Raw genomic sequence first — 10,977 nt, 5'->3', positions numbered from 1 at the left:
AGGTGGACTCGTGGGAGCCGTCGGGGGAGGGCGTGCTGGATTCAGTCGCGGTCAACGCAGACGTTTACGCGTTCAGTTGGAAGGGAAGGGAAGGGGAGCGTGTTGCGTTGTGAGTGCAACGCTGGATTGACCGTGGTGCAGTCGATGAGACCAGTCGGCTGACCGGAGTGCCGACATGCCATGACCTTGAGGATTTTGGGTGCAGCGCTGACCTCGCCAGATCTGCAACCGACAAGCCCTCTAAGCCAACTTCAGATATTCACCATCTGGGTCGGCCTGCCGAAAGGCCGCTGGTTGTTGATCGCGATAGACCCAGACTCGCCGTTCCGCCATCTTCATCATCGGTAGATCCGAAACAGCATCGGACCAGGCCTCGGCGAAACGCAGATCGTTACCGAGGTCAATGGTTGCCTGGCGAATACGCTGTGGTTTGTGGTGCCCATAACAGCCCGGCCCATCCACTGCGCCGGTGAAGCACCCCGCTTTCTGCACATAGCGTGTGCCGATCACGGTCACTGGAGCGTCGCGCAGGGCGACTCGAACGGCGCCGTCAAAGGATGCCGTCACCACGAGCACCAAGCACCGTTGGTTGACCTTGTCCTCGATGCGCTGGATCAACTCAGGTCTCAAGAGTGGTTGAACCAGGCGCGCATAGTCAGTCAAGGCAAGATCCAGCCGCTTCTCATTAAGGCCCTTTAACAGTAGACCGACGCAGGTATTCTTGGCCTGCTGAATCCTCTCGCCCTCACGACTCACAACGATCGCCAGCACCAGCGGGAGGATCCGAAAGACGAGCCACGGGCGTTGGCCGAGCAGAGCCTTGAGCAGGTCGCGCGTCGTATCCCTGCGCGTGATCGTCCCGTCGAAGTCGAGCAGCACGACGTCCACTAACCGATCATCCCCTTTTCGACTGGGTTCAGGCTCCGACCACGCACGACATTGTCCAGATACACCGCCACTTCACCCAGAAACACCAGCGGATCATCCCAGAAGAAGTCATCCCGCGCATTGGCACGCGCCTGAAACAGCGTGTGATACGCATCCGGCCAGTGGCCAGACAATAACTGTCGCGCACCCACGGTGAGATCCCCTAGCAACCAGCGGCCACGCCAAGGTTGGCGCAACGGGGACTGTGCTTGGTACGCGCGCGCGGCCTCTTCGCCCTCTACCGCGCACAGCCAGGCGAGGTATGGAAACTCCACCCCAGCGCTGGTCGCGAGCGCCATCGATCCCCAGAGCCGCGGGTTGACCTCGACGAACCAAATGGCGCCGGTCTCCGCGCAGACCTTAAATTCACACATGGCGAGCCCGTGCCAGCCGATTGCATCGAAAATCTGCTGCGTCGCCTGTTCGATGGCCAGGTTGGCCACGGACTCACGCAGCGTGCTGGTCCCGCCGGTCACGATTTTTTCCCGCATGCGCCGATGGGTGAAGCTGGCCACCCGCCGCCCGTGCCAATACAGGACCGAACAGCCCCAGCCTTCGCCCGACACCTGCTCCTCAACCTGTGGTAAGCGCTCGGCAGGTAAGGCGAACTCCCGCACCAGTCGGCGCACCGTCTCGGCCGCTTCGGTTGGTGATGGGGCATAGAAGACCCCTTTGGCGCTGTTGCCGGTGCGCAACTTGATCACACACCGCTCCAGCTGATGCTCGCGCAGCTGCTCGGCGAGTTCGTCGGCATGCGCGTAGGCGATCCGCAGCGGAACCGGCACCCCGCAGGCCTGTGCAAAGTCGTAACTCCGAGCCTTGTCGTTGAACAGCGCACAGTGTTCGGCATTGGGCAGCAAGGCATCACGCCCTGGACCGAGCCGTTCCCGGTGTTTCGCCAAAATCTCAGTTTCGTTATGCGAAGGCAGCACTAGCCCAATCGATTGCTCCTGGCAGATTCGGGCCACGTCGGCGACAAAGCCGTCCTCATCCTGGTAATGCGAGCGGTAAAGCGAAAACTGTGCCTTGCGGCGCGACGCTTGGCACATACCAAGTCGGCGGCTATCTGCCACGCTCACGCGCACGCCGTGATCAGTCAGATTCCGCAAGGCGGCATAGGAGGAGCGGACCCAGCCGTCGGTCACCAAAACCGAAGAATTCGCAACAGGCTGAGATTGATTCATCGCATGATCCGATATGGTATAACGAATGTGTTCAGGTTGAACTTGCTCTAATAGAGAGTCGTGAATTTAGGCTGTGCAGAGCAGTTTGGCTTTACTTTTTTTAACGTGGAACACACAACAGTTCATGATGGAATCCTTCAAGTCCCTCAACAAAATAATCTGCTTCTTCCATTATCTTACGACAGCGCTCCTCTAGTTCTTTGCTATGTGTGCTAATGATCCACTTAGACTTTTTCTTTTCGAGAAGCATCTTGGCGCCAGACAAAACGGCTACCTCAGCACCTTCGACATCACATTTTATGACTTCCGGAAAAACAGTATTCTCTTCACAAAACTCATCTAGCGATATTGTCTGTACTGACACAGTTTCAAGAACATTAGATGATGCATGAGGGAGCTCGAACGAGGCAATATGGGAGTTCGCATTATTCGTTTCGACAGCAAACTCGACTGTACCTGCAGCTTCCGAAACAGCAACCGGTACAATCTTTACATGTGCGAATCCGTTCATCATCGCCATTTCTTTAATGATCTGAGAGTTAGTAGGGATTGGTTCAAAACTGAAAACCTTACCCCCATCGCCAACAACACTCCCGCCCATCAAAGTGAAGTAGCCATAATTCGCACCAACGTCAAAAAATACACCGCCCTCGCTCAACTGACTCAGAAGCCAACTCGCTGTTTCTTTTTCGTAAATCCCAAGAGGCATCCAGAACTGCTGATGAGTGGAGCACTTCCAAGTCAAACCCTTCAGCGGGCCGCGTCTAATTTTAATTACCCGTCCATTATAGAATAACAAGCTAAACGCTTTCTTAACGACTGAACGCAGCGGTTTCGACTTGCCAAGATATCTCAAATTCCACATGACGCCTCCGTTCGGTTTTTTGGCTAAGCTTTGGCGATCATCAGCACCAAATACGTTGATGTGTTTCACGATGTGAACCAGTTGAGTGTGTATTCAAGTTTTTGCCCTTTGAAACATAAGGCTAAACAACCGGCGAATATGGACCATGGGTAGCATCCAAGGGCTGTGGTATTTGTACTGCCGTTGCATCCACTCGGCTTCGGGAAACACGGCTCGCCAGACACCAGCGAGGCTGTCATAGAGAAACAGGTTGAAGACGATGTACCCGAGTTTGGACCACTTACGTTCTTTGGGTCCGAACAAGCCCACGCGTTGGATCCAACGGAGCAGGAGGCGGTGCTTCCAGGGCGCGAAATCGAGGCGCTCCAGAACCGCATCCGGGATCTCGCTTCCGAGCAGGCGCTTGGGGATCACCAGCGAGAGGTAAACCGCCGTGCGCAGCCCGGTGCGTTCGACTCGGTCGCAAAACGAATCCCAGTCGATCTCGCAGTAATGCACGATGCGGTCGACATCCGTGTGCAGCCGGAAGCCAGGTGCGCGCACATAGCTATGCTTCGCGGTATGGAGGCACACCTGAAGCAGATTATCTTCCGGCTCCAGCAAGCGTGCAGCCGTGCCGGGCATCGGCACCGAGCGGGCCAGCAAGTCATCGGCGCGCGGTTCCTGATCCGGTCGAATCCAGCGCCCCGCGACCGGTCGCCATTGCAATTCGAACCAGAGCTCGGTTCCGTCACCAAGCGCTACCCGATACTCCGCACCGCCGTGCGCCTCGGCGTCCTCGATATCCGAAATGGCAAATGGACTTCGGTCGTCGAGTTCAAACCCGAGTCCCACCAGAATGCCATGAGCACGACGGAAGTCGTTCGGTGCGACCAGAACATCCACGTCGCCCATCGGGGTGCTGGCCAGCGCGGTGTGTAGGCCGCGCGCGATCCCCGAGTTTTTCAGCGCAACCAGCGGGATTCCCTCCTTGGCCAACGCCTCCGCCGCGCGATCGAGCTGCTCCATGTACATCCCGATGCGCCGCTCCGTGGACTCGACAGCCTCCAGCCAGCGTTGCGGCGTCTGTTCCACACCCAACACCGATCTCAACTTTTCGCCAATGATGCTGGTCGCACCTTCACGCTCAGCGAAGGCCCAGATGGTCTCGTCGCCAAGGGTGTCGTATTCCCGCACCACCTCCGCGTCCGCCACGCCCGCAGCCGCCAACACGAGACAGTAGAACTGCCCTTCGGGTGAAAGCCTATTCTTCTCAATCATGTGTCACCCTCGCTCGCATCAATGTCTCCAGTCCCTCGGCAATCCTGGGCCAGGTGTAATGCGCCAGGGCCAACTCGCGCGCATGCCTCCCGTACATCGCACGCGCCGATGGATCCTCCATGTTTGCCATGGCCGCGGTAACGGACTCGACGCTGGGTTGCACCACCAGACCGCAGTCTTTCCGCTCGATTTCTCGATGCAGTCCGCATCGGTCGCTTAACACGATCGGCAATCCGGAGGCCATGGCCTCCAGAAGGGCAATGCTTAACCCCTCATAGCGAGATGGCATCAGAAACACATCGGCATCGCGCAAGAGCTGAAATTTCTCTTCGCCCGACACTAAGCCGGTGAAGAAGACCCGCTCCGATAGTCGAAACGCTGTCACCATCTCCCGAAGCCTGATCTGATCCTCGCCCTCGGACGGGCCGGCGAGCACCAGCATGGCTTCGGAACCGGCTTGAACCCTGTTCGCGAAGGCCTGAAGGATGACATCCAATGCCTTCTGCGTGATATCGATGCGGCCGAGAAACAGAAACAGCAACCTGTTTCCAATCGCCGGATCTCGGGAACGAACAGCACCTCTGCTCGGGAGCATCTCGAAATCCCGAGGGTCGATGCCATTCGGAACCAGAATCCCGCGATCCGCGAACAGCGAATCCGCAAGTTCTTCCTCCGCGTTGAACGCGATGCCCTCCGCATGCTGATAGTTTTGGCGTTCGAACACCCAGAGATACATGCGCTTCGCCAGCCCGCTGCTTGAACGAATGGACTGCCGTTTCAGGCTGGCGTGTGGGAAGACGATGTATGGTTTTCCGAGCCGGCGTGCCCGGGCGGCTCCCATCCAACCGGCGTACTGAAAATGATTGTGCACCAAAACGAAATCCGCATCCGGCATCAGCAGGTCCACTCGACGCCTCAAGGCCGGCGAATAACCCCATTTGCGCCAGCGAGGCACCGCTTCGTAGAACACCGTGACGCCATCCACGTCGACCGGCTGATCCAGCGGCACATCCAGATCAGTCGTTAGGTCAGCAAGATGGGTCGCGCAGACGCTGACCTGATGACCCCGATGAACGAGCGCCTTGGCTAAGGCGTGGGCGACCTGGAGTGGTCCGCCGAAGCGATACGCAGGCACATAATGCGAAATGACCTGCAGGATCTTCATCGGACCGGATGCTCGAGTAAGGGCCGGATCGCATCCGTGAAGAGCGTCGTGTTATGCCGGCTGAAATCGCGCTCGGCGAGAGTGCGCGCTTGGCGCTGGTAGTGGGCAAGCAGCGCTGGGTTCTCCACCATTGCGACGATCGCTGTGAAGAGTGCATCGGGATCATCCGGGTCGACGCGCACCCCACACTCGGTCTGCTCGACCAGATCGGCGACCTCGTTGCCTGGTGGAACGATCGCCAGCAGCGCGGAGCCTGCCGCCAGGTAGTAGTAGCTTTTGCTCGGGACCATGTAGCCGGCAATCGCAGGTTCCATGGACACCACCGCGACATCTCCCGCTGGAAGGGTCTGCGGGAGCATGGACTCGGGCTGGAACGGCAGCAGCTTGACGTTTTGCAGTTGGTGTTCCTCAACATACGCACACAAGGCCGCCCATTTGCTACCGGAACCGATGATCAGAAACCCCAAGTCGTCGCGGCCGCGCAAGCGGTTGGCGACGTCGAGTAGGCTATCGAGGTTGTGGGTATCCCCGAGATTGCCCGAGTAGAGCACGATCGTTCGGTCCGCCCAGCCCAGCGATTGAACGAACGGATTCTGTTCCTTGGGTAGAGGGCGAACAAACTCAACATCCGCCCAGACCGGCACCACACGCACATCGCAATCCTGCCCGCCCTCCCGGCGCAGATTCTCCGCCATATAGGCGCCAATCGTGAAGACGATCTGCGCACGGCCCCAGACCTGGCGATTAAACAAACGCCAACCGCGAGCCAGCAGCCCCTGATCGCGTAGCTGCCCCAGCTTCACCAGCACCCCAGGGTACAGGTCGTAGACGAGGACGCAATATCGCTGCCCCCGAAACATGGCAGCAATCCAGCCAACAGCAGCAAGGAAGGGTGGATTGGAGACGATCAAAAGCAGGGTGTCCCGATCGGATCTGAAGACTTCACGCAGCGCACGCAGGAAAAAGGCGCACCACGACCAGGCTCGGCGCCAGAGACTGCGCCGGTCGTAATCTGGTCCTGGAATCATTCGCAATGCCGCTTGCGGTTGACGAGCAATATCATCCAGGTGGCCAGAGAGCAGATCAGCACCTCCGAACTCAACGGCAAGGTCTTCCGCAAGCTCCCGGAACAACGGCCCGGCCACCTGGTTCAGCATGAGGATGCGCGGCATGGTCTAACCGGCCAGCATTTCAAGGAATTGGTGGGCCTGACTCAGCCCAGTCGCCACCGATTGATCAGAGGCAACCGGGTCCGCCTGGAACCCGGTGCGCGCCTCCTCGAGCTGAAAAATGGCCTCCTCCAGCCACCAGACAACCGCGTGTCCGAGTAATGACCCCCGGCCGTCGATGGGGACCAGCAGCTGAGGAACCTGTTCTGGGCATTCCAACCAATGGGTGACCGTCTGGCGCCATGTCTCGAAGCCATCCGCTGCGAGTCGGATGTCGGCGGACAAGGTCACCAGGTCGTACAGTTGCGAACGCTCGGTCGCGGTTTCCCAATCGATGATGCGCAAATCGTGTTCCGTCACGAGGATATTCCCGTTCTGAAAATCGCCGTGGGTCAGTGCCAGGCCGATAGGTGCCGAACCACACACCCGTTCGGCCCAATCAACCAGCAACTGAGCCTGTGCGCCGGCGGCACTCGACAGTTCACTGAGGGTCACCGCAAGCTGGGCTCCGTACTCAGAGATCAGCAGGTTGCGCAGGGTTGGCCGATGGACTGCCTCGACCAGTTTCTGACAAGCGTCATGGCGCGCCTGCGACGCCAGCGGACTCGGCAAGCGATTCGCTGGCGTCCCTACGAAATACGCTTCGGCGAACGCCATCCCGTGGGCTCGAATTCCTAAAAACTTCGGGGCCACGGCCTTGGCGTAACCCTCTCGCGCCGCCACCTCGCGCCGGAACCCCTGGCGTGGAAAGCCATCCTTAGCGATCACCACACTTTCACCCGCGCTGGGGCGAATGATCCGGAATCGGTTCCGTCCCCCGATCAGGAGCTGCTGGTTGGCATCGGGAATGTCTCGGGAAACGCGGAAGTGGACTTGTGCTAACCATTTCCTGATGGGCGGCTGAATCGCGGCGCGGACGTAGGCAGCCTGTACGCCACGTCGCCACCACGCACGCGCATGGCTGAACTCTCGGACAATGTTCTCGAAGCAGGCGGAATCCACATCGGGAGTACAGAAAAAATTCAGATAGGTGTTCCCTCGCCACTCCTGTCCTTCCGGACCTTGCCCCTTCCAGAAAACGTCGACCGGCCTGCCACTGACTGCGCTCCAGTAGGCCGACAGGGTACGCTCCAGGATGGCACCGAAGGGTTCCCGCCCTAGGAGGTCAGCTACACGCAACGCCCGTTACCGCACCAGTAGGAATAAGTAGCCATTACGACGATATGACCCCAGCCACATTTATGCCGCCAACCAGGATATAGAAAGTCATGGAATCTTTCCTGGCCGCAGATTATTGCTGTAAGAGATGATAATTATTCAGAATTACAGAAACTCATGGTATCGTCTCTTCTTCAAATTCAGCATTCACCTCGTACCACAACTGCAAATCATCACGTAACTTTAAAGAAACAATTTGTTTCACAATCCAAGATTCAGGGGTATAGGACTTATTCTTGTCATACCCAGTAGGGTTGACGATAGGAAGTTTTGCAGTGCGATTAATAGTAACACCCATCCGCTGCATGATCCTCGTTAGGTCATCGTCCACAGATTCTAATCTGGCTATGTGCTTAACGATTCTAGTGCCATTCACATCAGATATGTATGACTTCATGCCTTTATATGGGTAGAAAATCACATATAACCACAAAGGAACTACTTTGGTAAATCCGCATGCAATGATTGTCAAAAAGTTCTGTACCACAACTGAAGGTCGCGCTGTCAATGGAAGCTTGCTAATCCTCTTTACAGCCTCGGAAGTATATTTACGCAGATGTATTCGGCGATAAAAAAAATAACTGGAAACTAACCGAGAGTAGGGGTTCCGAATAATTGCGACGGTATTCATTGTTGAAAATACTTCTCGCCCAAAAAATTCACATAACTCTTTGGCAGTTGCATGACCTATCGACCGTCCTTTGAAGTGTTTCGTATTATATTCTTTCCCTGCGGCGCAAAATCTGTGATCAGAATACTTATCTGACCCCTTAGGAGCGTAGCAGTTGGTGCCGGGGAGATCATTGAAGAAACGTTTCCCTGCCCCGGTTCCACATTTTGGTAAGACAATAAAAAGTAGATTCCAGTGATCACAGTACATCATAAATAATTTTCTCGCCAAAATGACATGTAATTCGTATACCCAAAGAATCCAGAATTACGGTCGTAGCGCGCGTTGTCGCATATGATGGTGATGACATTGGCCTGAGGGTCAGCCGCCTCGATCTGGGCGAACAAGTCGGTGGTGGAGAGGGCGTCGTCGATGGTGTTGTCGAAATGCACCAATGAGCTCAAGCGCTCGACGTCAATGACACCATTGATATCTAGGCGCTGACGCCCGGTGTTGCTATTGATGCAGACACGCTTCCCGCGCTTGATCCACCCACCACCCGTCGGTCATACCGCTGGCGGTGTCGCTCATACCCCAGCGCTCATTCACACAACGGGCCACCGACTCGGCGCTCTGGTGCAGATGCTGCTGCAAATGGCCATCCAACTCAGCCAGCTGCCGCGCATCAAGCCAGTCTTCACTCCCGACAAAGTTCATCAGCAATGTCCGCGACCTTGGGCCACTAGGTCAACAGGAACACCGCATTGATCAGGTAGTGCCTCACGCACATGGTGCATCATTACGATGGGCCGCACGCTGTTCGGCGAGTTCCTCTGGGCTTAAGACGATCGACGAGCATGTCCAAAAGTATACATCAATCTTTTCAGCATCTTGGGACACCTACTTCAGACAAGAACTGACATGAGACCCGTATAGTTATAAGGTTAGTTGCCAGAATGATAAGACTTGCATAGTTAAGGCAATTGGACATTAAGATTTGTTTGACACAGCAGACTCCTTGAGAACTAATTAGAACCGGCAACCACAGGTACTGATCACGAGACGCTCCGTAACGATTTCAATAATCTCCCCAGATATTTTCGACACATCCTCGCGGCAGTCCATACGAATGTATCGGTCCGGTGGGAACATTGAATCATCCATGTAACCCTTGAGACGCCAAGCAAGCGTTTCCTCATCATCCGGAAACGGTTCTCCTTTTTCCTTCGAACGTCGCAGCGACTCATCCACTGGCACCCACAGCAAAAAAGCCGCATCAGGGGTAGGCGTGACCCACTCGAGCACCCGCCAGAGTAGCATGCGTTCAAACGCAATTGTGGGGAAATTGCGTCGGAAGTCCAGGCGAGTATCGTCGATATAGCGGTCGCAGATCACCACTCGCCCCAGGAACTGCTGCAAGCGTAGATACAAGCTCCAGTAAAGGACTAGGTCCAATATCGCAATCCGTAGCCATAGACGGGCGACTTTGGGGCGGCCCATAACAACCTTGCGCTGCGGTGAATCACCAGGGCTGGGCAGCCGTCGACCTGATACGCGTCGAATGAGTCGTTTGAAGGTCTGAAACAGCGGGGTATAACCTCCTCGCGCCCACAACAGCGTTGACTTCAGACCAGAGTGCCGCAGGATCTCACTCAGAGAGTTTATCTGAGTGCTTTTGCCAGCGCCATCAGTCCCACTAAAGCTCACGATCAAATTCCACCTCTAAATCAAAGTATATCACAACCGGTGCTATTAATTGTATTGCGAAATTTTATACTCTATATATTTAATATTATTATCGTTTTTTTTTCACCTGAACTCTCCCGGGTTTAGAGGCTGTATAGGGACTAAATTATTGATTTAATGTCATAAAATTCCGAGAGCATGGCTCTCCCGGATTTCAGGGGAATGTGAAACCAATTTAAAAACAATTATTTAACGCTATATTTTTCGTACACATCAACTACGATAAGTCGCTGAACACGAAAACTCTAAAACATTGATTCATGTTGACTCCACGCCGAAGCGAGCGTATCCGTTGAGATCCAAGTACACTCTTTGATACAGATGGGCTAGGTAGGTGATGCCGTAACAGCGTCGTTTGAGGACTTTAAATTGATTGTTGAGACGTTTTACAAATCCGCTCGTCTGACGGTTGACAAAATAATTAGTGATCTCAGCGAAATGAGTTCTAAGCGTCCCAAGAAAGCGATCGAAACACCTGATTCCGCGATTCGAGACTTGTCGCATCCAGCGACGAATTTGACGTTTTCCTTGTCCTGTTGAGAGAGGCCTTTCATAAATCATTGTGAGCGCTTCGCACGCATCGTGAGCGTCTTTGATTTGGGGCGAGTGAACAAACAAACGATTGAGGATACGACGCTCATCATCGGTGAGATCCGCGCGGCGGTGGCGCAAGAGCCAATGCACGTTTTTGAACTGATCCAATGTTGATTTCGTGAGCGTCCGCTGTAACCGCTTCCATTCCCGTTTTCGTAAGGTCTCAAAACTCTCTCGATACAGACGAGCAATATGAAAACGATCTGCACAAATGAGCACACGTTTGCCGAAAACGGCTT

General features: G+C 55.3%; 12 protein-coding genes. All 12 read right to left on the bottom strand.

All coding sequences use genetic code 11. The annotated features are described in order from the left end of the window. Positions 1-240 precede the first annotated feature (240 nt). Positions 241-888, bottom strand: a complete 648-nt coding sequence (locus CKO25_RS19745; protein ID WP_200389670.1) for an HAD-IB family phosphatase — start codon at positions 886-888, stop codon at positions 241-243. Beyond that, the gene (locus CKO25_RS19740; protein WP_200389669.1) at positions 888-2,111 is read right to left on the bottom strand and encodes a carboxylate--amine ligase; all 1,224 of its coding nucleotides are present in this window, start codon (positions 2,109-2,111) and stop codon (positions 888-890) included. The genes CKO25_RS19745 and CKO25_RS19740 overlap by 1 nt, the downstream gene beginning before the upstream one ends. Positions 2,112-2,211: 100 nt before the next feature. Next, entirely contained in the window at positions 2,212-3,045 is an 834-nt protein-coding gene (locus CKO25_RS21410; RefSeq protein WP_200389668.1) for an FkbM family methyltransferase, read from the bottom strand. A gap of 24 nt (positions 3,046-3,069) precedes the next feature. Further along, a complete protein-coding gene (locus CKO25_RS19730) occupies positions 3,070-4,236 on the bottom strand; it encodes a nucleotidyltransferase domain-containing protein (protein ID WP_200389667.1) in 1,167 nt (388 codons plus the stop codon). Continuing rightward, positions 4,229-5,401: a glycosyltransferase gene (locus CKO25_RS19725; RefSeq protein ID WP_200389666.1), complete on the bottom strand. Its 1,173-nt coding sequence runs from the start codon at positions 5,399-5,401 to the stop codon at positions 4,229-4,231. Before CKO25_RS19725 ends, CKO25_RS19730 begins: the two co-directional genes overlap by 8 nt. Further along, positions 5,398-6,573, bottom strand: a complete 1,176-nt coding sequence (locus tag CKO25_RS19720; RefSeq protein ID WP_200389665.1) for a glycosyltransferase family 4 protein — start codon at positions 6,571-6,573, stop codon at positions 5,398-5,400. The genes CKO25_RS19725 and CKO25_RS19720 overlap by 4 nt, the downstream gene beginning before the upstream one ends. A gap of 3 nt (positions 6,574-6,576) precedes the next feature. After that, positions 6,577-7,749, bottom strand: coding sequence for a phosphotransferase (locus CKO25_RS19715; RefSeq protein WP_200389664.1), 1,173 nt, complete (start codon positions 7,747-7,749; stop codon positions 6,577-6,579). Between the two features lie 154 nt (positions 7,750-7,903). Beyond that, positions 7,904-8,671, bottom strand: coding sequence for a sulfotransferase family 2 domain-containing protein (locus tag CKO25_RS19710; protein WP_200389663.1), 768 nt, complete (start codon positions 8,669-8,671; stop codon positions 7,904-7,906). Further along, the gene (locus tag CKO25_RS19705) at positions 8,668-8,850 is read right to left on the bottom strand and encodes a hypothetical protein (RefSeq protein WP_200389662.1); all 183 of its coding nucleotides are present in this window, start codon (positions 8,848-8,850) and stop codon (positions 8,668-8,670) included. Before CKO25_RS19705 ends, CKO25_RS19710 begins: the two co-directional genes overlap by 4 nt. Before the next feature lie 64 nt (positions 8,851-8,914). Further along, a complete protein-coding gene (locus CKO25_RS19700) occupies positions 8,915-9,115 on the bottom strand; it encodes a hypothetical protein (protein WP_200389661.1) in 201 nt (66 codons plus the stop codon). A gap of 312 nt (positions 9,116-9,427) precedes the next feature. Further along, positions 9,428-9,817 (bottom strand): nucleoside/nucleotide kinase family protein, encoded by a 390-nt coding sequence (locus tag CKO25_RS19695; protein ID WP_200389660.1) that lies wholly within the window; start codon positions 9,815-9,817, stop codon positions 9,428-9,430. Positions 9,818-10,402: 585 nt separating this feature from the next. Further along, the coding region (locus CKO25_RS19690) for a transposase (protein ID WP_200389659.1) at positions 10,403-10,977 on the bottom strand (575 nt) is incomplete at its 5' end.

The organism is Thiocapsa imhoffii (assembly GCF_016583985.1).
GTDB classification, from domain to species: domain Bacteria; phylum Pseudomonadota; class Gammaproteobacteria; order Chromatiales; family Chromatiaceae; genus Thiocapsa; species Thiocapsa imhoffii.
Note: the sequence above shows the minus strand (reverse complement) of the source record. Positions and strands in the feature narration are given on the sequence as shown.